Annotated in this window: 17 protein-coding genes and 1 tRNA gene; 5 read left to right on the top strand and 13 right to left on the bottom strand. The window is 70.6% G+C overall.

What is annotated here, in order from left to right; translation table 11 throughout:
• Window positions 1–34 precede the first annotated feature (34 nt).
• Both rpsG and rpsL read right to left on the bottom strand, forming a co-directional pair.
• Complete coding sequence (gene rpsG, locus IE217_RS26390; protein WP_003998848.1) at window positions 35–505, bottom strand: 30S ribosomal protein S7; 471 nt, start codon at window positions 503–505, stop codon at window positions 35–37.
• Window positions 506–507: 2 nt separating this feature from the next.
• A complete protein-coding gene (gene rpsL / locus IE217_RS26385; RefSeq protein WP_003948652.1) occupies window positions 508–879 on the bottom strand; it encodes a 30S ribosomal protein S12 in 372 nt (123 codons plus the stop codon).
• Between the two features lie 399 nt (window positions 880–1,278).
• Between rpsL and IE217_RS26380 the strand changes: the two genes are divergently transcribed.
• The 5 genes from IE217_RS26380 (at window position 1,279) to IE217_RS26360 (ending at window position 8,695) form a co-directional block, all read left to right on the top strand.
• Entirely contained in the window at window positions 1,279–2,001 is a 723-nt protein-coding gene (locus tag IE217_RS26380) for a Crp/Fnr family transcriptional regulator (RefSeq protein WP_190180449.1), read from the top strand.
• 833 nt (window positions 2,002–2,834) lie between these two features.
• Entirely contained in the window at window positions 2,835–3,668 is an 834-nt protein-coding gene (locus IE217_RS26375; RefSeq protein WP_190180448.1) for a hypothetical protein, read from the top strand.
• Window positions 3,665–5,875 (top strand): hypothetical protein, encoded by a 2,211-nt coding sequence (locus IE217_RS26370; protein WP_190180447.1) that lies wholly within the window; start codon window positions 3,665–3,667, stop codon window positions 5,873–5,875. The genes IE217_RS26375 and IE217_RS26370 overlap by 4 nt, the downstream gene beginning before the upstream one ends.
• Window positions 5,876–5,904: 29 nt before the next feature.
• The gene (locus IE217_RS35135; RefSeq protein ID WP_190180446.1) at window positions 5,905–7,254 is read left to right on the top strand and encodes a PE-PGRS family protein; all 1,350 of its coding nucleotides are present in this window, start codon (window positions 5,905–5,907) and stop codon (window positions 7,252–7,254) included.
• Window positions 7,255–7,774: 520 nt separating this feature from the next.
• Window positions 7,775–8,695: a M48 family metalloprotease gene (locus tag IE217_RS26360; protein WP_190180445.1), complete on the top strand. Its 921-nt coding sequence runs from the start codon at window positions 7,775–7,777 to the stop codon at window positions 8,693–8,695.
• Between the two features lie 81 nt (window positions 8,696–8,776).
• On the opposite strand, the gene IE217_RS26355 is transcribed toward IE217_RS26360, so the two are convergent.
• The 11 genes from IE217_RS26355 to IE217_RS26305 form a co-directional block, all read right to left on the bottom strand.
• Window positions 8,777–12,676, bottom strand: a complete 3,900-nt coding sequence (locus IE217_RS26355; protein WP_190180444.1) for a DNA-directed RNA polymerase subunit beta' — start codon at window positions 12,674–12,676, stop codon at window positions 8,777–8,779.
• 102 nt (window positions 12,677–12,778) lie between these two features.
• Window positions 12,779–16,264 (bottom strand): DNA-directed RNA polymerase subunit beta, encoded by a 3,486-nt coding sequence (gene rpoB / locus IE217_RS26350; protein WP_190180443.1) that lies wholly within the window; start codon window positions 16,262–16,264, stop codon window positions 12,779–12,781.
• 265 nt (window positions 16,265–16,529) lie between these two features.
• Window positions 16,530–16,730, bottom strand: a complete 201-nt coding sequence (locus IE217_RS26345; protein ID WP_190180442.1) for a hypothetical protein — start codon at window positions 16,728–16,730, stop codon at window positions 16,530–16,532.
• A 179-nt stretch (window positions 16,731–16,909) separates the two neighbouring features.
• Window positions 16,910–17,296: a 50S ribosomal protein L7/L12 gene (rplL, locus tag IE217_RS26340; RefSeq protein WP_190180441.1), complete on the bottom strand. Its 387-nt coding sequence runs from the start codon at window positions 17,294–17,296 to the stop codon at window positions 16,910–16,912.
• Window positions 17,297–17,412: 116 nt separating this feature from the next.
• Window positions 17,413–17,943, bottom strand: a complete 531-nt coding sequence (rplJ, locus tag IE217_RS26335) for a 50S ribosomal protein L10 (protein WP_190180440.1) — start codon at window positions 17,941–17,943, stop codon at window positions 17,413–17,415.
• 280 nt (window positions 17,944–18,223) lie between these two features.
• Window positions 18,224–19,165, bottom strand: coding sequence for an SCO4651 family lipoprotein (locus IE217_RS26330; RefSeq protein ID WP_190180439.1), 942 nt, complete (start codon window positions 19,163–19,165; stop codon window positions 18,224–18,226).
• A 130-nt stretch (window positions 19,166–19,295) separates the two neighbouring features.
• The gene (rplA, locus tag IE217_RS26325) at window positions 19,296–20,021 is read right to left on the bottom strand and encodes a 50S ribosomal protein L1 (RefSeq protein WP_190180438.1); all 726 of its coding nucleotides are present in this window, start codon (window positions 20,019–20,021) and stop codon (window positions 19,296–19,298) included.
• 96 nt (window positions 20,022–20,117) lie between these two features.
• Window positions 20,118–20,552: a 50S ribosomal protein L11 gene (rplK, locus tag IE217_RS26320; RefSeq protein WP_055515278.1), complete on the bottom strand. Its 435-nt coding sequence runs from the start codon at window positions 20,550–20,552 to the stop codon at window positions 20,118–20,120.
• Window positions 20,553–20,722: 170 nt separating this feature from the next.
• Window positions 20,723–21,607, bottom strand: a complete 885-nt coding sequence (nusG, locus tag IE217_RS26315; protein ID WP_190180437.1) for a transcription termination/antitermination protein NusG — start codon at window positions 21,605–21,607, stop codon at window positions 20,723–20,725.
• A gap of 81 nt (window positions 21,608–21,688) precedes the next feature.
• A complete protein-coding gene (secE, locus tag IE217_RS26310) occupies window positions 21,689–21,976 on the bottom strand; it encodes a preprotein translocase subunit SecE (protein WP_190180436.1) in 288 nt (95 codons plus the stop codon).
• 107 nt (window positions 21,977–22,083) lie between these two features.
• Window positions 22,084–22,156: transfer RNA gene (locus IE217_RS26305), tRNA-Trp, on the bottom strand.
• Window positions 22,157–22,305 lie beyond the last annotated feature (149 nt).

Raw genomic sequence — 22,305 nt, 5'->3', positions numbered from 1 at the left:
TTCAGTCTTCTCTCGGTCTCGATGTGGGTAGCGACTACCAGCGGTAGTGCGCGAAGGCCTTGTTGGACTCGGCCATCTTGTGCGTGTCCTCGCGCTTCTTCACAGCGGCGCCGAGGCCGTTGGAGGCGTCGAGGAGCTCGTTGAGCAGACGCTCGGTCATGGTCTTCTCGCGACGGGCGCGGGAGTAACCGACCAGCCAGCGCAGCGCCAGGGTGTTGGCGCGGCCGGGCTTGACCTCGACCGGCACCTGGTAGGTGGCGCCACCGACACGGCGGGACTTGACCTCGAGGGTCGGCTTGATGTTCTCCAGAGCGCGCTTGAGCGTGATGACCGGGTCGTTGCCGGTCTTCTCGCGCAGGCCCTCCATGGCGCCGTAGACGATGCGCTCGGCGGTGGAGCGCTTGCCGTTCAGCAGCACCTTGTTGATCAGGGAGGTCACCAGAGGAGAACCGTAGACCGGGTCGATGATGACCGGGCGCTTCGGGGCGGGGCCCTTACGAGGCATTCTTACTTCTCCTTCTTGGCGCCGTAACGGCTGCGGGCCTGCTTGCGGTTCTTGACACCCTGGGTGTCGAGGGAGCCACGGATGATCTTGTAGCGAACACCCGGCAGGTCCTTCACACGGCCGCCGCGCACGAGCACGATGGAGTGCTCCTGCAGGTTGTGTCCCTCACCCGGAATGTAGGCCGTGACCTCGATGCCGCTGGTCAGACGCACACGCGCGACCTTACGGAGGGCCGAGTTCGGCTTCTTCGGGGTGGTCGTGAACACACGCGTGCAGACGCCGCGACGCTGAGGGGAACCCTCGAGTGCGGGCGTCTTGTTCTTCTCGACCTTGTCCTGCCGGCCCTTGCGGACCAGCTGCTGGATCGTAGGCACTACTTCTCCGGTTTCTGTGTGCCGATGGGTACAGCTAACCTGGAACGTCGCCGACCCACGCGGTCGGGTGTGTCGAATCCTGCGGACTCCCGCCGCTAGGCAGAAAGAGGCGCGGATCACGGTGGCCAAAGACGGCTCTCGGTGCGGTTCAGAAGGCACGCACGAGGGCCAGGGCACACCCCAGGCACAAGGTCTGAGCGTACCTACCTCACGGACTTCGGTCAAAACAAATGGAGTCCACCCCGACACGCCGGACTTGTCCCGGTTCAGGTTTCCCGCGATTGTGCCCTCCACACACGGATGCGTACGGCGAATACGCAAACCCGTCGGTTCCGTCGCGCCCGGGCCGCCGCTTCAGTACGTTGAGCGGTCGCCGGGCCAATGGGGGGACGGGGTTCGATGACGGCTGGTCGCTTGGCGGGGACACCCGGGGACGAGGGCCTGGGGGACGTGGTGCCCTTTCTGGCCCGGCTGGAGCAGGCCGACCAGGACGCCCTGCTCGGGCTCGGCAACGAGCTGGCGTACGCGCCGCGGGTGGTGCTGATCCACCAGAGCAAGCCCTCGGCGCACGTGCTGTTCATCGTGCAGGGCTGGACGAAGGTGACGGCGGCCGCGGCCAACGGGTACGAGGCGCTGCTCGCGCTGCGCGGCCCCGGTGACGTGGTCGGCGAGTCGGCCGCGCTGACCGGGCGGACCAGGTCGGCGACGGTCACCGCGCTGGAGCACGTGCGTACGGTCGCGGTGCAGCGCGAGCGGTTCACCGAGTTCCTCGCCCGCTCCCCCGCCGTCTCCTTCGCCCTGCTCGGCCTCACGTCCGACCGGACGCGCGCGGCCGACCGGCGGCGGCTGGAGTTCGCCTCGATGACCGTCAGGGAGCGGTTCGCCGCCCTTCTGCTGGACCTCGCCCGCACCCACGGCAGGCGCACCCCCGAGGGCGTGGAGCTGTCCGTGCCGCTGAGCAAGCAGGAGCTCGCCGGGTCGGTGGGGGCCTCCCGCGAGGCGGTCCAGCGCCTGCTGAAGGGGCTGCGCGAGCGGGGCGTCGTCACCACCGGGCGACGGGCCCTGGTGATCGTACGCCCGGACGTCCTCCGCCGAATCGCCCGCGCGGAGGAACCCGGGTGAGCCTGGGGGCGGCTGGACGCGGGCCTGATGGCGGGCGGTGAGCCTGTCGGCGGGCGGTCGGGGTAGGGCGGCCGGGTGAGCCAGGCGGCGGGTGGCCGGTGAATGTGGGGCCGGCGAGCGGGTCAGTTCGGTGGCCGGCGGGCAGCGGGCCGGGTGAGCCCTGGCGGGCGGCCGCTGGCGGGGGCCCTGGAGCCGTGTGAGCCCCGTCACGTGCAGCCGGTGTGGTCGGCGGCGGGGCGGCCGAGGTGGGGCCGGGTGAGCATTGGCGGCTGGGCCTATGTGGGGCCGGGTCGGCCCGGCGGCGGGGGCCGCAGCGGGCGGGCGGCGAGCGTGGTCAGCCCGAGGGCGGGCTCGGTGGGCCCGGGTGAGCCCCCTCGCGGGTGGCCGGCGCGCCCGGTGGCGGGTGGCCAGTGTGAGGTTCGGGGTGAGCCCGGCGGCGGACAGCCAGTGGCGGGGGCGCGGTGGGGCCAGGTGAGCCCCGTCGCAGGCGGCCGATGTGCCCTCGCCTGCGGGCAGCCGGCGAGCGCGGGCGGCCCGGCGGTGGGCAGCCGGAGGCGGAGGCCTCGGTGAGCCCGGGTGAACCCCCCGTGGCCGCGTGAGTTCCGTCTCGGCGGCGGGCGGTGCGCCCGGTGAGTCCCGTAGCGGGCGGCCGGTTGAGGGCTGTCGGTGGGGGCTGGGGCGGGGGCGGTCGGTGGGGCGTGTGTGCACACGGTCACAGTTCGGGTGGGTCATTCGTCCTCACACCCCGGAGGCGTCCGGCGTCAGCCTTCTGCCCCGGGCGGCGCTTGGTCCCCGCCCGGCACCGAACCACCGCCAGCCGTGGAAAGGCGACCATGACCGACCCCGTGAGCCGGACGATCCTCCTGCTCGACATCGAGAAGTACAGCGACCGGGACGACGTCGCCCAGGCGATCCTGCGGCGCAAGCTCTACGACATCGCCGACCGCACGCTGGAGGCCGCGGGCATCGAGGAGACGCTGCGGCTGCGGGCCGACCGGGGCGACTCTGTGATGGAGCTGATCGACGCGGGCGCCTCCGTACGGGCGCTGCTGCGGGCCCTGCTCACGGAGCTTCCGGCGCAGCTGCACGAGTACAACCGCATGGCCTCCAGCACGGCCCAGATCCGGCTGCGGGGCGTGGTCGCGAGCGGTTACGTCGCCGTGGACGGGCACGGCGGCTGGGTCGGCTCCGACCTGAACGACGCCTGCCGGCTGCTCGACGCCCAGCTGCTGCGCGAGGCGCTGCGGGGCCGCCCGGACGGCCTCGCGCTGTGCGTGTCCGAGGGCGTGCACGCCGGGATCGTGCGCCACGACCACGCCGGCGTGCCGGCCGCCGACTTCCACCCCGTGACGATGACCGGCAAGAACGGCCCGCTGCGCGCCTGGCTGCACGGCCCGGTGCCGCCCGGCGGCGAAGACCACGGTGACACGGGGGTGGGGGAGGCCCCGGTGCCGGGTTCCTCGGGGGACGGCCCGGCACCGGGGTCACAAGGGGCGGCCTCCGGCCGGGCCGGGACCCCCGGCGGCCCGGTGTTCAACTTCGCCGGCGGCGGCCCCCTCTTCGGGGGCAGCCTCGTCGGCGGCGACCAGCACGGGGTGTCCGGCGGCCAGGTCACCGGTGACGTGCGTCTGGGCGGTACGGCGGGCACGGCCGGGGAGGGCGCGTGACGGCGCCCGCGGCGGAGGAGGCGCCCGAGGGCGTACGCCCGGCGGGCCCCGGCTCCCCGGCGGCTCCGGCGGACGCGACGGCGCCCGGGACGCCCAGAACGCCCGGCGCGGACGGGGCCGCGGGCGAGGGCGCCGGGCCCGAGGAGGAGCGCACCGAGGAGCGCACGCAGGAGGCCCGGGCCGCCCAGCGCGAGCTGTTCGCGCACACCCCGGGGTTCATCCTCGGAGACACCGCGGCCTTCGGCGGGAGCCTGGTCGGCGGGGCCCAGCACGGCGTGTCCGGCGGCCGGGTCGACGGCGACGTCTACATGGGCGGCCGGACCGAGCACCACTACCACGGGCCCGCCGGCGCCACACCGGACGCGACCGGCGAGATACCCCGGGCCCGTCTGGACGCGCTGGCCGCGGTCTTCGCGGACGGCCCCGCCTTCGCGGGCGCCCTGGGCCGGCTGCGCGAGGAGCGGGTGCTGGTGCTGTCCGGCGCGCACGCCACCGGCCGCAGCGCCGCCGCGCTGATGCTGCTGCACCGCCTGGGCGTGCCCGGTGTGCACGCGCTGGACCCCGAGACCACTCCGGGCGCGCTGGCCGGGCGCCTGACCCGGCCCGGCGGACACGTCCTGCGGGACCTCCCGCTCAGCCGCAACCGCCCGCTGCGCGACACCCACCTGTACGCGGCCCGCGAGCAGCTGGAGAAGTCCGACGGCTATCTCGTCGTCACCGTGGAGAACTCCCCCCACCTGCCGGGTATCGCGCCCTGCGCCTGGGAGCCGCCGGGCGCGGAGGACGTCGTGAGGGCGCACCTGTCACGGTACGGCCGGGCCGCCGGTGAGGTGGAGCGGCTGCTCGCGCTGGAGCCGGTGGCCGGCTTCCTCGCCGCCGACCGGCAGCCCGCCGAGGCGGCCGCGTTCGCCGAGGCGCTCGCCGCCCACGACGGCAGCGCGGAGGCCCTCGCGCGGCTCGCGGACTTCGGGCAGGCGGCGGTCGAGAAGCGCTGCCGCGACTGGCTCGGCGACCCGGGCACGGACCTGCGCGACAAGGCCTTCCTCATCTCGCTCGCCGTCTTCGACCAGGCCCCCTACGTACTGGCCGCCGAGCTCGCCGACCAGCTGTACGTGCACTTCCAGCGGCTTCAGCACCCCGAACAGCCGCCCGAGATCCCGGTGTTCGGGCCGGCGGCCGCGGACCGGCTCGCCTTCGCCCGGGCCGAGGGGGAACTGCGCGGCGAGGCGACCGAGTGGGGGCCGGTCACGCAGTTCACGGCCGGTTTCCGCGAGGAGCGCACCCCGCGGGTGCTGCTCACCGAGGTGTGGACCCGGCACCCCTCCGCGCGGCCCGCGCTGGTCGCCTGGATCGGTCAGCTCGCCCGCGACGGGCGACCCCTCGTACGCACCCGCGCGGCCGCGGCCACCGCGCAGCTCGCCGCCGCCGACCTGCCCTCGACGATGGCCCTGCTCGTCGACCGCTGGGCGACCTCCCGCGCGGTCGGACCGCGCGTCACCGCCGCCAACACGCTCACCCTCGCCCAGCTCCTGGACGTGCCGGTGGTGCTGCGGCTGCTCACCCAGTGGTGCTCGGACGGGCACGCGGGCCGGCGCTGGACGGCCATCCGCGCCTTCGGCCTGCTCGCCCCGCTGCGCCCGGACCTCGCCGGAGCCGCGCTCGGCGCGCTCGCCGCCCGGGCCCGCGCGGACGCCGGCAACAAGGCCGAGCACGACAGCCTCACCGAGTCCGCCGCGCTGCTGCTGTCGGGCGGCCCGGGCCGCCGCCGCGGCGAGGTGCTCGCGGAGTTCGTACGGCTGCTGTACCTGGACACGCCGGCGGTGCGCGACCTGGCGCTCGCCGCGTTCGTGCGCGCCTGCGACAACGCCGAGGACGGCGCGCTCGTCGGCTGGTACGCCGAGAGCGGGATGTACGAGGCGGATGCGGCCCGCGACCTCGCCACCCTGTGGCGCACCGCGCTCGGCGACCGCGCCCACACCCGGGCGGCGCTGGACGCCCTGCGCCTCTGGGTGCACGTGGGCGGCCGCCGCGCCGACGCCGCGCACGCGCTGGAGCTGCTGCTGCCCGCCCTCGTCATCACGGCGGACGACCGCAAGCGCCTGGACCACGAACTGCGCACGCTGCGCGCCGAGGACGGCGGCCCCCGGCCGCCGCTGGCCGACCACCTGCTCACGGCGCTGCACCCGGCCGCCTCCGCCGCTCACTGAACATCCCCATCTGCTCGAGGAGTTGACCCATGGCGGACTTCCGCCGGCCGCCGGAGTGGCAGCAGGACGCCGACCGGCACAGCACGCTGATCGACCCGGTGCTGACCGTGCGCCCGATCTCCCGCTTCGACTACGTCGCCCGCAGGCAGGTCGGCGCGATCGACCACGCGCTGGTCTTCGTGACCGCGGGCGGTTCCTACGAGGTCTTCATGCCGCCGCAGCGGCCCAGCCGCGCCGAGGCGGCGACCCGTCGCTACACCTCCGTGTACGAGGTGGACATGGGCAGCCACCCGGTCCAGCTGAAGCTGCGGCTGCCCAGCGACGACGACGCGTTCTCCTTCGGCGCGGTCGCCGACCTGACCTGGCGGGTGGCCGACCCGATCGCGTACGTGGCGAGCGGCGAGCGCGACGTGCCGACGCGGCTCAGCCGCGAACTCCAGCAGCTCGCCCGCCCCATCACGCGGCGCTACTCGATCGAGGACAGCCCCGAGGCCGAACAGGCCGTGCTGGGCGCGGTGGCGGAGGAGGGCCGCTTCGCCGCCGGCACCGGGCTCGACGTGACGTGCGTGGTGCGGCTGCGCCTGGACGACGAGGCGATCGCCCACCGCCGGCGCAAGCGCAGCCTGCGCTACGAGAGCGAGATGCTGGACCCGGAGCACGAGCTGGAGATGCGCCGGGCGCGGCAGGAGCACGAGCTGGAGTGGCTGCGCCAGCAGCAGTCGCACCAACTGGTCGCGCAGAAGATCGCGTTCTACCAGTACCACCTCCAGCACGGCGGGGTCGCCGCGTGGGCGCTGCACCTCGCGCAGCACCCCATGGACACCAAGATGGTGATCGGCACCCTCCAGAAGGACCAGCTCGGCGCGATCCGCAGTCAGCTCCAGCTCATCGCGGGCGACACGCTGGAGGACTTCCAGAAGGCGGAGTCGGCGCGGACGGTGCTGAAGTCCGTGGACGACCTGATCCAGCAGCAGGACCAGGCCGCCGCCCAGCCGCCCGTCACGGCGGAGGCCCTGCCCCCGGGCACGCCACCGCAGGCACCGCCGGCGCCGCCGGCACCGCCCGTACCGCCGGATCCCTACGCGCCGTCGGCACCGCAGCATCCGTACGCGCCGCAGGCGTACGCACCGCCGCCGCAGGGCCCGTACGCGCCCTCGGCGTACGCCCCGCCGCCGTACGCGCCGCCCACGCCCGCGCCCGGACCGGCGCCCGGTGACCCGGTCCCGCCGGAGTACGCCGGGGCGTACGGGCAACCGGCGCTCCCGCCCACGCCGGTGCCGCCCGTCACCCCCGGGCCCGCGCCCGTGGTGCCCCCGCTGCCGGGCCAGGCGCCGCCCTACGGCACGGAGTCCCCGACCGGCCCGGCGGAGCCCGCCTGAGCACCGCTGCCCGCCGCCTCACGCCCCCGTACCTCGAAGGAGCCCCCGCCCCATGCCCGAGCCCACCGAACCGCCCTACCCGGGCGTGCCCGCGCCACCGCCCCCGCAGTACCCGGAACCGTCCACTCCCCCGCCCCCGCAGTACCCCGGTGCGGCCGTGCCCGGCCCCCAGTACCCGGGCGCCCCCGCCTTACCTCCGCAGTACCCCGGCACCCCGGCCGCGCCCACCTACCCCGGCACGGCGGCCGGGCGGGCGTACTCACCTCCCGCCCCGCCCGCGCACCCGGGCACCCCGGCCGCGCCCGCGCATCCCGGTGCCTCCGGCGCCCCCGCCGCGCCCGCGTACCCGGGCGCGCCGCAGTACCCGGGGGCGACGGCCACGGCCCCTCCCCCGTACCCCGGCGGCGGCCACCCGGCGCCCGCCCCGGCACCCGAGCCCCCGCACGTCGCCGCTCCCCAGCCCGAGCCCCAGCCCGAGCCCGCCCCCGACGACCTCGACTACCGGCACCGCGGCGGCCGTGTGCTCGTCGCCGATCATCAGCGCGGGGCCGACGCGACCGCGATCGGGCGGCTGGCGGCGCAACTGCCGGGCGCGCTGGTGAGCCTGGCCGTGGTCAGCTCGATCGCCCTCGGGATACTGGGCACGGTGATGGGGTGGATCGTCACCCTGGCCTGGGTCGCCGGCGGCGCCCTGGTCTTCCACCGGCCCTCCGAGCTGGCGTTCGCCCGGCACGTGCTCAAGCTGCGCGCGCCCACGGCCGAGGAGCGGGCGCGGCTGGAGCCGGTGTGGCGGGAGGTGACCGCGCGGGCCGGCATCGAGGCGCACACCTACGAGCTGATGGTGGAGAACAGCGACGAGCTGAACGCCGTGGCCGTGGCCGGACACGTCGTCGGCGTCACCACGTACGCCCTGAACAGGATCCCCAGCAGCAACCTCGCGGCCGTCCTCGCGCACGAGCTCGGCCACCACACGGGCGGGCACGCCTGGGCGGGACTGCTCGGCTACTGGTACTCGCTGCCGGGGCGGGTCGCGTGGGCGGTGATGCGGGGCCTGGCCCGGGTCGCGATCGCCGTGGCGAGCGTGTTCTCGCTGGCGGCCGCCGCGTTCGTGTACTTCTTCATCGGCATGGCGGTGCTCGCCGGGTTCCTCGGCGCCTGGTACGTCACGGTCCCGTTGGTGGCCGCCCCCTACCTGCTGGCGTACATGGGCCGGCGCGGCGAGCTGCGCGCCGACCAGCAGGCCGCCGAGCTGGGCTTCGCGCACCGGCTCGCCGAGGTGATCCACCACTTCCGCACCGAGGAGGAGGCGGCGAAGGCGGCCGCCGCGGCGCAGGGGCAGAAGCTGAAGGCGCCCGGCCCCCTGGACCGGCTGCTGTCCACCCACCCCGACCACGAGACCCGGCTGAGCGCCCTGGAGCCGTATCTGCGTCTCAAGCGCTGAGGGGCCACCGCCCCGGACACGCCGAAGGGCGGCCACCCCCCAGGGGGTGGCCGCCCTTCACCGCGTCAAGCGGCTGCTCGCTTACTGGTTGTACGGACCGTAGTCGTAGTCCTCCAGCGGGACGGCCTGGCCGGAGCCGGTGCCGAACGGCGAGTAGTCGATGTCGTCGTAGCCGACGGCCGAGTACATCGCGGCCTTGGCCTCCTCGGTCGGCTCGACCCGGATGTTGCGGTAGCGGGACAGGCCCGTACCGGCCGGGATGAGCTTACCGATGATGACGTTCTCCTTGAGGCCGATGAGGCTGTCGGACTTGGCGTTGATCGCCGCGTCCGTCAGGACTCGGGTCGTCTCCTGGAAGGAGGCGGCCGACAGCCAGGATTCCGTCGCCAGCGAGGCCTTGGTGATACCCATCAGCTGCGGACGACCGGAGGCCGGGTGACCGCCCTCCTGGACCACACGACGGTTCTCCTGCTCGAACTTCGAGCGCTCGACCAGCTCGCCGGGCAGCAGCTCGGCGTCGCCGGACTCGATGATCGTCACACGGCGGAGCATCTGCCGGATGATGATCTCGATGTGCTTGTCGTGGATCGACACACCCTGCGAGTTGTAGACCTTCTGGACCTCGCCGACCAGGTGGACCTGGACGGCGCGCTGGCCCAGGATGCGCAGCACGTCGTGCGGGTTGGTGGCACCCACGGTGAGCTTCTGGCCCACCTCGACGTGGTCGCCCTCGCCGACCAGCAGACGGGCGCGCTTCGAGATCGGGTACGCCGTCTCGTCGCTGCCGTCGTCCGGGGTGATGACGATCTTCTTGGTCTTCTCGGTCTCCTCGATCCGGACGCGTCCGGCCGCCTCGGAGATCGGGGCGACACCCTTCGGCGTACGGGCCTCGAAGAGCTCGACGACACGCGGCAGACCCTGGGTGATGTCGTCACCGGCCACACCACCGGTGTGGAAGGTACGCATCGTCAGCTGGGTGCCGGGCTCACCGATGGACTGGGCGGCGATGATGCCGACCGCCTCACCGATGTCGACCAGCTTGCCGGTGGCGAGCGAACGGCCGTAGCACATGGCGCAGGTGCCGACGGCGGACTCGCAGGTCAGGACCGAGCGGGTCTTGACCTCCGCGACGCCGCGGGAGACGAGCTCCTCGATGAGGACGTCGCCCAGGTCGGTGCCGGCCGGGGCCAGCACCTGCCCGTCGACCACGATGTCCTCGGCGAGGCAGCGCGCGTACACGGACGTCTCGACGTTCTCCGCCTTGCGCAGCACGCCGTCCGCGCCGACCTCCGCGATCTGCAGCTTGAGGCCGCGGTCGGTGCCGCAGTCCTCCTCGCGGATGATGACGTCCTGGGAGACGTCGACCAGACGACGGGTGAGGTAACCCGAGTCGGCGGTACGCAGAGCGGTGTCCGCCAGACCCTTGCGGGCGCCGTGCGTGGAGATGAAGTACTCCAGCACGGACAGACCCTCACGGAACGAGGCCTTGATGGGCCGCGGGATCGTCTCGTTCTTCGCGTTCGACACCAGACCACGCATACCGGCGATCTGACGCATCTGCATCATGTTGCCGCGCGCACCCGAGTTCACCATCATGAAGATCGGGTTGGTCTTCGGGAAGTTGTCGTTCATCGCCTCGGCGACCTCGTTGGTCGCCTTGGTCCAGATCGCGATGAGCTCCTGCGTGCGCTCGTCCTTGGTGATCAGACCGCGCTCGTACTGCTTCTGGACCTTCTCGTCCTGCGCCTCGTAGCCCTTGACGATCTCCTTCTTCGCCTCGGGGACGACGACGTCGGAGATGGCGACGGTGACGCCGGAACGGGTGGCCCAGTAGAAGCCGGCCGCCTTCAGGTTGTCGAGCGTCGCCGCCACGATGACCTTCGGGTAGCGCTCGGCGAGGTCGTTGACGATCTCGGAGAGCTGCTTCTTGCCGACCTCGTAGTCGACGAACGGGTAGTCCTCGGGCAGCAGCTCGTTGAAGAGCGCGCGGCCCAGCGTGGTGTTCAGGCGGAAGGTGTCACCCTGCTGCCACTCCGGCTCGCCCTCCTCACGGGCCGGCGGGGTCCAGCCGCGCGGCGGGATGGTGCCCACCGGGAAGCGGATGTCCACGCGCGACTGCAGCGAGAGCTCGCCGGCGTCGAACGCCATGATCGCCTCGGCCACGGAGGAGAAGGAGCGGTCCTCGCCCTTCACGTCCCGCATCTCGCCGTCGGTGGTGAGGAAGAACAGACCGAGGACCATGTCCTGGGTCGGCATCGTCACCGGACGGCCGTCGGCCGGCTTGAGGATGTTGTTCGAGGACAGCATCAGGATGCGGGCCTCGGCCTGCGCCTCCGCGGACAGCGGCAGGTGCACGGCCATCTGGTCACCGTCGAAGTCCGCGTTGAACGCGGTGCACACGAGCGGGTGGATCTGGATGGCCTTGCCCTCGACCAGCTGCGGCTCGAAGGCCTGGATGCCCAGGCGGTGCAGGGTGGGCGCACGGTTCAGCAGAACCGGGTGCTCGGCGATGACCTCTTCGAGCACGTCGTACACGACCGTGCGGCCGCGCTCGACCATGCGCTTGGCGCTCTTGATGTTCTGCGCGTGGTTCAGGTCGACCAGGCGCTTCATCACGAACGGCTTGAACAGCTCCAGCGCCATCGCCTTCGGCAGACCGCACTGGTGCAGCTTGAGCTGCGGACCGACGACGATCACGGAACGCGCGGAGTAGTCCACGCGCTTGCCGAGCAGGTTCTGGCGGAAGCGGCCCTGCTTGCCCTTGAGCATGTCGGACAGCGACTTCAGCGGACGGTTGCCGGGGCCCGTGACCGGGCGGCCGCGGCGGCCGTTGTCGAAGAGCGCGTCGACGGCCTCCTGGAGCATGCGCTTCTCGTTGTTCACGATGATCTCGGGCGCGCCGAGGTCGAGAAGCCGCTTCAGGCGGTTGTTGCGGTTGATGACACGGCGGTACAGGTCGTTCAGGTCGGAGGTCGCGAAGCGGCCACCGTCCAGCTGCACCATCGGACGCAGGTCCGGCGGGATGACCGGGACGCAGTCCAGGACCATGCCCTTGGGGCTGTTGGAGGTCTGCAGGAACGCGGAGACGACCTTCAGCCGCTTCAGGGCGCGGGTCTTCTTCTGGCCCTTGCCGGTGCGGATGATCTCGCGGAGCTTCTCGGCCTCCTCCTCGAGGTCGAAGGACTCCAGGCGCTTCTGCAGCGCCGCGGCGCCCATCGAGCCGTCGAAGTAGGTGCCGAAGCGGTCGCGCAGCTCGCGGTAGAGCAGCTCGTCGCCCTCGAGGTCCTGGACCTTGAGGTTCTTGAACCGGGTCCACACCTCGTCGAGGCGGTCGATCTCGCGCTGCGCGCGGTCGCGCAGCTGCTTCATCTCGCGCTCGGCGCCCTCGCGCACCTTGCGGCGCACGTCGGCCTTGGCGCCCTCGGCCTCCAGCTCGGCCAGGTCGGTCTCGAGCTTCTTGGCGCGGGCCTCGAGGTCGGCGTCACGGCGCTGCTCGACCTGCTGGCGCTCGACGGAGACGTGGGCCTCCAGCGAGGGCAGGTCGCGGGTGCGGCGCTCCTCGTCGACGTACGTGATCATGTACGCCGCGAAGTAGATGACCTTCTCGAGGTCCTTGGGGGCCAGGTCGAGCAGGTAGCCCAGCCGGCTCGGAACGCCCTTGAAGTACCAGATGTGGGTGACGGGAGCGGCGAGCTCGATGTGGCCCATCCGCTCACGGCGCACCTTGGCGCGGGTGACCTCCACGCCACAGCGCTCACAGATGATGCCCTTGAAGCGGACGCGCTTGTACTTGCCGCAGTAGCACTCCCAGTCCCGGGTCGGACCGAAGATCTTCTCGCAGAAGAGTCCGTCCTTCTCGGGCTTGAGGGTGCGGTAGTTGATGGTCTCGGGCTTCTTGACCTCGCCGTGGCTCCACTGACGGATGTCGTCAGCGGTGGCCAGGCCGATCCGGAGCTCGTCGAAGAAGTTGACGTCGAGCACTATGCGTCAATCCCTCTCAGGGTCGTAAGTCTTTGGTCTGAAACGGGGGCCTGGGGGTCGGCGGGGGCCTCACACGGTGGCGAGGCCCCTACCGGACTCCCGTCAGACCTCTTCGACGCTGCTCGGCTCGCGCCGGGACAGGTCGATGCCGAGCTCCTCCGCGGCGCGGAAGACATCCTCGTCGGTGTCGCGCATCTCGATGGACATACCGTCGCTCGACAGCACCTCCACGTTCAGGCAGAGGGACTGCATCTCCTTGATGAGCACCTTGAAGGACTCGGGGATGCCGGGCTCGGGGATGTTCTCGCCCTTGACGATGGCCTCGTAGACCTTCACGCGGCCGGTGACGTCGTCGGACTTGATGGTCAGCAGCTCCTGGAGGGCGTAGGCGGCGCCGTACGCCTCGAGTGCCCACACCTCCATCTCGCCGAACCGCTGGCCGCCGAACTGCGCCTTACCGCCCAGCGGCTGCTGGGTGATCATCGAGTACGGACCGGTCGAGCGGGCGTGCAGCTTGTCGTCGACCAGGTGGTGCAGCTTCAGGATGTACATGTAGCCGACCGAGATCGGGTCCGGGAACGGCTCACCGCTGCGGCCGTCGAACAGCCGCGCCTTGCCGGTCGGGAGCACCATGCGCTCGCCGTCCCGGTTCGGGATGGTGTGCTGCAGCAGACCCGCGAGCTCGTCCTCGCGCGCACCGTCGAAGACGGGGGTGGCGACGTTCGTGCCCGGGTCGACCTGGTCGGCGCCGATCGCCTGGAGGCGCTGCGCCCACTCCTCCGCGAGGCCGGAGACGTCCCAGCCGCGGCTGGCGAGCCAGCCGAGGTGGATCTCCAGGACCTGTCCCGGGTTCATTCGGGACGGGACACCCAGCGGGTTGAGGATGATGTCGACCGGGGTGCCGTCCTCCAGGAACGGCATGTCCTCGATCGGCAGGATCTTGGAGATGACACCCTTGTTGCCGTGGCGGCCGGCGAGCTTGTCACCGTCGGTGATCTTGCGCTTCTGCGCCACGTAGACGCGGACCAGCTGGTTCACGCCCGGGGGCAGCTCGTCGCCCTCCTCGCGGTCGAAGACGCGCACGCCGATGACCTTGCCGGTCTCGCCGTGCGGCACCTTCAGCGAGGTGTCGCGGACCTCACGGGCCTTCTCACCGAAGATCGCGCGCAGCAGGCGCTCCTCCGGGGTCAGCTCGGTCTCACCCTTCGGGGTGACCTTGCCGACCAGGATGTCGCCCGCGATGACCTCGGCGCCGATGCGGATGATGCCGCGCTCGTCGAGGTCGGCGAGGACCTCCTCGGAGACGTTCGGGATGTCCCGGGTGATCTCCTCGGGGCCGAGCTTGGTGTCACGGGCGTCGACCTCGTGCTCCTCGATGTGGATCGAGGAGAGGACGTCGTCCTGCACGAGGCGCTGCGACAGGATGATCGCGTCCTCGTAGTTGTGACCCTCCCACGGCATGAACGCGACCAGCAGGTTCTTGCCGAGCGCCATCTCGCCGTTCTGGGTGGCCGGTCCGTCGGCGAGGACCTGGCCCTCGATGACGCGGTCGCCCTCGTTGACGATGACCTTCTGGTTGACCGAGGTGCCCTGGTTGGAGCGGGCGAACTTGGCCAGCCGGTAGGTGATGTAGGTGCCGTCGTCGTTGGCGGTGGTGATGTAGTCCGCGGAGACCTCCTGGACCACACCGGCCTTCTCGGCCTTGACGACGTCGCCGGCGTCGACGGCGGAGCGGTACTCCATGCCGGTGCCGACGAGCGGGGCCTCGCTCTTGATGAGCGGGACGGCCTGGCGCATCATGTTCGCGCCCATGAGGGCACGGTTGGCGTCGTCGTGCTCGAGGAAGGGGATCATGGCGGTCGCGACCGACACCATCTGGCGCGGCGAGACGTCCATGTAGTCGACGTCCTCGGGGCTGACGTAGTCGACCTCGCCGCCACGGCGGCGGACCAGGACGCGGGCCTCGGCGAAGCGCATGTCGTCGCCGAGCGTGGCGTTGGCCTGCGCGATGACGAAGCGGTCCTCCTCGTCGGCGGTCAGGTAGTCGACCTCGTCGGTGACCTGGCCGCCCTCGACCTTGCGGTACGGGGTCTCGACGAAGCCGAACGCGTTGACCCGGCCGTAGGAGGCGAGCGAGCCGATCAGACCGATGTTCGGGCCTTCGGGCGTCTCGATCGGGCACATGCGGCCGTAGTGCGAGGGGTGCACGTCACGGACCTCGAAGCCGGCCCGCTCACGGGAGAGACCACCCGGGCCGAGCGCGGACAGACGACGCTTGTGCGTCAGCCCGGACAGCGGGTTGTTCTGGTCCATGAACTGGGACAGCTGGCTGGTGCCGAAGAACTCCTTGATGGAGGCGACGACCGGCCGGATGTTGATCAGGGTCTGCGGCGTGATCGCCTCGACGTCCTGGGTCGTCATGCGCTCGCGGACGACGCGCTCCATACGGGCCAGGCCGGTGCGGACCTGGTTCTGGATGAGCTCGCCGACGCTGCGCAGACGGCGGTTGCCGAAGTGGTCGATGTCGTCGGTCTCGACGACGATCGTCCCGCCGGCGTCGCCGACGGTCTCGGTCTCGCCCGCGTGCAGCTTCACCAGGTACTTGATCGTCGAGATGACGTCCTCGACGGTCAGGATGCCCGCGTCCAGCGGGGCGTCCGCACCCAGCTTCTTGTTGACCTTGTAACGGCCGACCTTGGCGAGGTCGTAGCGCTTGGGGTTGAAGTAGAGGTTCTCCAGCAGCGTCTGCGCGGCCTCACGCGTGGGGGGCTCGCCCGGACGCAGCTTGCGGTAGATGTCGAGCAGCGCGTCGTCCTGGCCCTGGGTGTGGTCCTTCTCCAGGGTGGCGCGCATGGACTCGTACTCGCCGAACTCCTCGAGGATCTGCTCGTTGGTCCAGCCGAGCGCCTTGAGCAGCACGGTGACGGACTGCTTGCGCTTGCGGTCGATGCGGACACCGACCATGTCGCGCTTGTCGATCTCCATCTCCAGCCAGGCGCCCCGGGAGGGGATGATCTTGGCGGAGAAGATGTCCTTGTCGGACGTCTTGTCGATGGAGGAGTCGAAGTAGACACCGGGGGAACGGACCAGCTGCGACACCACGACACGCTCGGTGCCGTTGATGACGAAGGTGCCCTTGTTCGTCATGAGCGGGAAGTCGCCCATGAAGACCGTCTGGGACTTGATCTCACCGGTCTCGTTGTTGGTGAACTCGGCGGTGACGAAGAGCGGGGCGGCGTACGTGAAGTCGCGCTCCTTGCACTCGTCGATGGAGTTCTTCGGCGGCTCGAAGCGGTGGTCCCGGAACGTCAGCGACATCGACCCGGAGAAGTCCTCGATCGGGGAGATCTCCTCGAAGATCTCCTCGAGGCCGGACTTGGTGGGGACGTCCTGACCGTTCTCCAGAGCCTCCTCGACGCGAGCCTTCCACGCGTCGTTGCCGAGCAGCCAGTCGAAGCTCTCGGTTTGCAGCGCGAGAAGGTTCGGAACCTCGAGGGGCTCCTTGATCTTTGCAAAGGAGATGCGCAGCGGGGCGGTGCTGGCACCGTTGTTCGTATTCGCGGTCGAGGCGTTGCGCGAGGCGGCCAAGAGGGGGTCCTTCCGAGGGCTCGGACTCACTACGCGCGTACCGGCCCCTCTCCGGGGCAACGGGACAGACGGTGCCTGAAGTGGCTATAAGGCCAGGTCAGGTGCGGTCCGGTCGTCGATGCTCAGGCGAGGGCAGGCCCCTGGTGACGGGCAGGGGACAGCTAACAGGCAGCGCAAAGGGTCAGTGTAGCCACTTGGCACACTGATGTCCAGCGCCGGTTTTTCGAGACCCTCGTTGTCGTCACCGCCTGCGGCATGCTTGCCCTCAACGCACGTTGATACTGCCCTCTTCGCCGTCGATCCATGCCTCGGATTCGGATCGTTGTGACGACGCGTCCTGAGAATTGCGCGCTGCGTGCGGTTCGTCAAGGCCCCCCATGCCCGAACCGGGTGCTGCCATCGTCACTTGCACCATCTCTTGCGGCCTGCCGCCGGGGGCCTCTCGAGGCACGACGAAGATCACCATACCCCTCCCGATCTCGGGTGCAAGGCCGCCACAGCCACCCCCGGGGAACGCCGAAGAGCGACCACCCGGATGGATGATCGCTCTTCGGTGCGTTCGCGTTACAGCCCTGCGCGGCCCGTTCTCAGGGACGCGCTACGGAGCTGCCGTGCGCGCGGAGTCCGTGCGGACCCGAGGAGGTCTTACTTGACCTCGACGGAGGCGCCGGCGCCCTCGAGGGACTCCTTGGCCTTGTCCGCGGCCTCCTTGTTGACCTTCTCCAGGACGGGCTTCGGCGCACCGTCGACCAGGTCCTTGGCCTCCTTCAGGCCCAGGGAGGTCAGCTCGCGCACGACCTTGATGACCTGGATCTTCTTGTCGCCGGCACCCGTGAGGATGACGTCGAACTCGTCCTTCTCCTCAACGGCCTCGGCGGCGGCGCCGCCACCCTGGCCGGCGACGACGACCGGGGCGGCCGCGGCGGCGGTGACGTCGAACTTGTCCTCGAAGGCCTTCACGAACTCGGAGAGCTCGATGAGGGTCATCTCCTCGAACTGCGCGAGCAGGTCTTCCTGGCTGAGCTTCGCCATGACGGGCGATCCTTCCACTAATTCGGCTGGTGCCGTATGTACATGAATGGCGGGCGTACGTCGGCCCGCTGTGACCCTGCCGCCGTCAGGCGGCCCGGATCAGAAAGCGAGCCGAGTTACTCGGCACCGCCCTGCTCGGCCTGCTTGGCGCGCAGCGCGTCCACGGTGCGGACGAGCTTCGACGGCAGCGCCTGGAAGACGGAGGCAGCCTGGGACTGCTTCGCCTTGAAGGCACCGGCCAGCTTGCTGAGCAGAACCTCGCGGGACTCGAGGTCCGCAAGCTTCTTGATCTCGTCGGCGGACAGCGCCTTGCCGTCAAGGACACCGCCCTTGATGACGAGATTCGGGTTGTCCTTGGCGAAGTCACGGAGACCCTTCGCCGACGTCACCGGGTCACCGGTGACGAAGGCGACAGCCGTCGGACCGTTGAACAGGTCGTCCAGCGTGGTGATCCCGGCCTCGTTGGCCGCAATCTTGGTCAGCGTGTTCTTCACCACGGCGTACTGGGCGTTCTCACCGAGCGAACGGCGCAGCGTCTTGAGCTGCGCCACGGTGAGACCGCGGTACTCGGTCAGCACGGCAGCAGACGAGTTGCGGAACTTGTCCGTCAGCTCGGCAACCGCGGCAGCCTTGTCGGGCCTCGCCATAGAGCCTCGGCCTCCTTCCGGGTGATTCGGACCGCGCGGACCCGAAGGAGGACTGGGGAAAACGAAACGCCCCGGCGCAGGCGCACGGGGCGGACTCGACCGGGGGCACACGCGATGCGGGCGCGCACGCACTCCGGGAGTTCTTCCACAGTCACCTACGCGGGTCGTCCGCAGTTTCAGCGGATCCTTCGGCCACCGCGCCCTCGAGCGAGCGCACGGCAACGACCAGCGGTCTTTGGCTTCTGTAGGAGAGTACGGGACGGGGTCGCCGTCGGGCAAATCAGGACCCGGCGCCAGTGCCGGTACCCGTGCCGGTGCCGGTGCCGCCCGTGACGGTCCCCTGGGACTTCATCAGGTCCTTGAAGTCCCTGGTGTCGCCGGCCGGGGGCGCGGTGACGGAGACCTTCGTGCCGTAGTCGCTGTAGTAGGCGGTGCTGGTCATGGTGCCGGCCGTCATGTCGGCCTTCTCGACCTTCTTGACCAGCAGGTTCCGGTCGTTGATCCAGATGTCGACGCGCTCGGTGGTGACGCCGGCCTGGGTGAGCTGCTGCTTGAGCTGGTCCAGCTGGCTCTTGGGCAGGAGGGAGGTGCGCGTGGCGAGGCCGGCGACGTCGACGGTGCCGGCGTAGTGCGTGGTGTGCTCGCCGCGGACGGTGGCCTCGCCCGCCTTCTTCACGTCGCCGGAGGCGAGCAGCAGCTTCACCGACTGGTTCGGCGTGGTGTTGCGCAGCTGGTCCTTCAGGTACGCCCCGGAGCCGCCGCCGAGCCGGCCGAGGTCGTCGTAGCCGTAGCGCAGCCAGTGCCTGCCGCCGCCGGCCCGGGCGGCGAAGGTGTCGCTCATGTGCGCGTAGTACGCGTCCGGCAGGTAGCGCGCCTCCATCGACGTGATCCCGGCCGCGCGGCGCATGGTCTCGGCCATGGTGCCGCCGGTGTACGTCAGCGTCAGCCGGCCGGTCAGGCCGCTGCCCCAGCCGAGCGTGCCCTGCGCCTTCATGGACACCATGGAGCCGATGGTGGTCGTCCCGTCGACCCGGGCGGAGTCGGCCCTGTCGGTGGACGTCTCGGCGGAGCGCAGGGCCGCTACCGGGCTCACGCGCGTCACGCCCTGGCCGGCCGTGCCGGCCGCCTTCCCCGAGCCCGACGAGCCGCAGGCGGCCACTGTCGTCAGCGCGGCGGCCACCGCGGCGCAGAGCCCGATGCGGCGGGCGGTCGTGCTCTTCATGCGTTCCCCCTGAGTGATCGCTGTGAGTTGCACGCTAGCGCAGCCCACCGACAGCCGTGCGGGAAAAGGGACGAGCCCCGCGACCCGTGGGGTCGCGGGGCTCGTCGCCGGAACGCGTGAGCGGTGAGGCTCAGACCGCGGCCGGGTCCTCCTCGACGAGGAGGTTGCGGGTGCGGTTCGGGTCGACCGGGATGCCGGGGCCCATCGTGGTGGTGATGGCGGCCTTCTTGATGTAGCGACCCTTGGCGGCGGACGGCTTCAGACGGAGGATCTCCTCCAGCGCGGCGCCGTAGTTCTCCACCAGCTTCTCGTCGTCGAAGGACGCCTTGCCGATGATGAAGTGCAGGTTCGAGTGCTTGTCGACGCGGAACTCGATCTTGCCGCCCTTGATCTCGGTGACGGCCTTGGCGGTGTCGGGGGTGACGGTGCCGGTCTTCGGGTTCGGCATCAGACCACGCGGGCCGAGGACGCGGCCGAGGCGGCCGACCTTGCCCATGAGGTCCGGGGTGGCGACGACGGCGTCGAAGTCCAGACGGCCCTTCGCCACCTCGTCGATCAGCTCGTCGGCGCCGACGATGTCGGCGCCCGCGGCACGCGCGGCCTCGGCACGGTCACCGGTCGCGAAGACCAGGACCCGGGCGGTCTTACCGGTGCCGTGCGGAAGGTTCACGGTGCCACGGACCATCTGGTCGGCCTTGCGCGGGTCGACACCCAGGCGGAAGGCGACCTCGACGGTGCCGTCGAACTTGGTCGTGGAGGTCTCCTTGGCGAGACGGACGGCCTCGAGCGGGGCGTACAGCTTCTCCCGGTCGACCTTGGCGTCCGCAGCGCGAAGGGCCTTGCTGCGCTTGCTCACAACTGCTCCTGTGTGTTCTGAAAGGAGGCGTGGTACGGGCCGAGCAGGCCCTGCCACGTGCGGCCTTTCACGGCCGCGGGACTACGAGGTGGGTGTTCAGCCCTCGACCGTGATGCCCATGGAGCGGGCGGTGCCGGCGATGATCTTGGACGCGGCGTCCAGGTCGTTGGCGTTGAGGTCGGGCAGCTTGGTCTGGGCGATCTCGCGGACCTGCGCCTCGGTGATCTTGGCGACCTTGGTCTTGTGCGGCTCGCCGGAGCCCTTCTCCACGCCCGCGGCCTTGAGGATCATCTTGGCGGCCGGCGGCGTCTTGGTGATGAAGGTGAAGGAGCGGTCCTCGTAGACCGTGATCTCCACCGGGATCACCCAGCCACGCTGCGACTCGGTCGCGGCGTTGTAGGCCTTGCAGAACTCCATGATGTTGACGCCGTGCTGACCCAGCGCCGGACCGACCGGCGGGGCCGGGTTCGCCGCACCGGCGTTGATCTGGAGCTTGATGAGCCCCGTGACCTTCTTCTTCTTGGGAGGCATAGCTCTCCGGGTCCTTTCGAATTCGGGTCCTGCCCGCTTCCGGGGACCACCCGGACGCAGGCATACCGCACAACGATAACGGGTATGGATGCGCGGCTTGAAACCGAGCAGGTCAGACAGGTTGCGAGAACCCGTCTGACCCGTCCGGTGGCTTTGGTCGCCGTGAGGCGTCAGTTCTTCTGGATCTGGTCGAAGCTCAGCTCGACCGGGGTCTCGCGGCCGAAGATCTCGACGAGGCCCTTGACCTTCTTGGAGTCGGGGTTGATCTCGTTGATGGTCGCCTGCAGCGTGGCGAAGGGGCCGTCGGTGACGGTGACCGAGTCGCCGACCTCGAAGTCCAGCACCTGGACCTCGACCTTGCGCTGCGGGGCCGGCTTGCCCTCGGCCTCGGCGGCCTCGCGGGCGGCCTTCTCCTCCGCCTCCGGGGCGAGCATCTTGACGATCTCGTCCAGGGACAGCGGGTAGGGGTCGTAGGCGTTGCCGACGAAGCCGGTGACGCCCGGGGTGTTGCGGACGACGCCCCACGACTCGTTCGTCAGGTCCATGCGGACGAGGACGTAACCGGGCAGCTTGTTCTGCCGGACGGTCTTGCGCTCGCCGTTCTTGATCTGGACGATCTCTTCCTCGGGGACCTCGGCCTGGTAGATGAAGTCCTCGACGTTCAGCGAGACGGCGCGCTGCTCCAGGTTGGCCTTCACGCGCTTCTCGTAGCCGGCGTAGGTGTGGATCACGTACCACTCGCCGGGCAGCGTGCGCAGTTCCTCGCGGAGCTTGGTCACCGGGTCGAGCTGCTCCTCGGGCTCACCGGGCTCCTCGTCGGCGGCCTCGCCGGCCTCGCCCTCGGTGGCCTCGCCGGCCTCGTCCTCGGTGATCTCGGCGGTCTCGTCCTCGGCGGTCTCGTCCTCGACGTGGACGGCGGCCTCCTCGGCGGGCTCGCCCGCGGCGGCCTCGGCAGCCTCGGCCTCGTCGACCTCGTCCGCACCCTCGACGATGTCGAGCTCGTCATCCACGGACTCGGTCGGCTCGATGGCGTCGTTCAGGTTCGGGTCAGACACGGTGGCTGCTTCTTCCTGGATACATAGGGGTGGAACATGCGAAAACGGGCGCCGGTAACCACGGCGCCCTTCGCTTCTGGCTCAGCCGAAAACGTACTTGGCCGCGTGGTTGAGCCCATAGTCAATCACGGTCACCAGAGCGATCATGACGGCAACGAAGAAGATCACCACGGTGGTGTACGACGTCAGCTGGTGGCGGGTGGGCCAGACGACCTTGCGGAGCTCCGCGACGATCTGGCGGTAGAAGAGGGCAAGGCGCTTGAGCGGGCCCTTCTTGGCTCGCTTGCCGCCCTTGCGGGACTTCTTCTTGGACTCCGTCACCTCGTCCTGGGCATCAGGCGTGTCGATGGAGCCCACGGCGTCCGTCATTCGTCCTCACCTGATTCCGGGTCGTGGCCGTGCCGCGCCCGGTCGAGCCGCACGGCGGTGCATTGCTGTACGTACATGCGCACACATCTCGGCGAAGGTGTGTGTAGCAGGGCCGGAGGGACTTGAACCCCCAACCGCTGGTTTTGGAGACCAGTGCTCTACCAATTGAGCTACGACCCTTTGTGTGTCCCCCAACGTACCGCATCCGACCGGATGCCCGATGTGCACCGGGTGCGGTGGCGGCTGCTGAAGGCCAACGAGGGAAGAGTGTACGTGGTCCGGGGCCGGTCGTCGAACAGAAAGTGCCGCTCGCGGCCCGCCCGTTGGAA

It is taken from the genome of Streptomyces naganishii JCM 4654 (assembly GCF_014650575.1).
Lineage (GTDB): Bacteria > Actinomycetota > Actinomycetes > Streptomycetales > Streptomycetaceae > Streptomyces > Streptomyces naganishii.
Note: the sequence above shows the minus strand (reverse complement) of the source record. Positions and strands in the feature narration are given on the sequence as shown.

Excerpts from the sequence above, each read along its gene's own strand:
- rpsG (WP_003998848.1), bottom strand. The coding sequence starts at position 505 with ATGCCTCGTAAGGGCCCCGCCCCGAAGCGCCCGGTCATCATCGACCCG.
- IE217_RS26380 (WP_190180449.1), top strand. The coding sequence starts at position 1,279 with ATGACGGCTGGTCGCTTGGCGGGGACACCCGGGGACGAGGGCCTGGGG.
- IE217_RS26375 (WP_190180448.1), top strand. The coding sequence starts at position 2,835 with ATGACCGACCCCGTGAGCCGGACGATCCTCCTGCTCGACATCGAGAAG.
- IE217_RS35135 (WP_190180446.1), top strand. The coding sequence starts at position 5,905 with ATGGCGGACTTCCGCCGGCCGCCGGAGTGGCAGCAGGACGCCGACCGG.
- IE217_RS26345 (WP_190180442.1), bottom strand. The coding sequence starts at position 16,730 with ATGGTGATCTTCGTCGTGCCTCGAGAGGCCCCCGGCGGCAGGCCGCAA.
- rplL (WP_190180441.1), bottom strand. The coding sequence starts at position 17,296 with ATGGCGAAGCTCAGCCAGGAAGACCTGCTCGCGCAGTTCGAGGAGATG.
- rplJ (WP_190180440.1), bottom strand. The coding sequence starts at position 17,943 with ATGGCGAGGCCCGACAAGGCTGCCGCGGTTGCCGAGCTGACGGACAAG.
- IE217_RS26330 (WP_190180439.1), bottom strand. The coding sequence starts at position 19,165 with ATGAAGAGCACGACCGCCCGCCGCATCGGGCTCTGCGCCGCGGTGGCC.
- rplK (WP_055515278.1), bottom strand. The coding sequence starts at position 20,552 with ATGCCTCCCAAGAAGAAGAAGGTCACGGGGCTCATCAAGCTCCAGATC.
- secE (WP_190180436.1), bottom strand. The coding sequence starts at position 21,976 with ATGACGGACGCCGTGGGCTCCATCGACACGCCTGATGCCCAGGACGAG.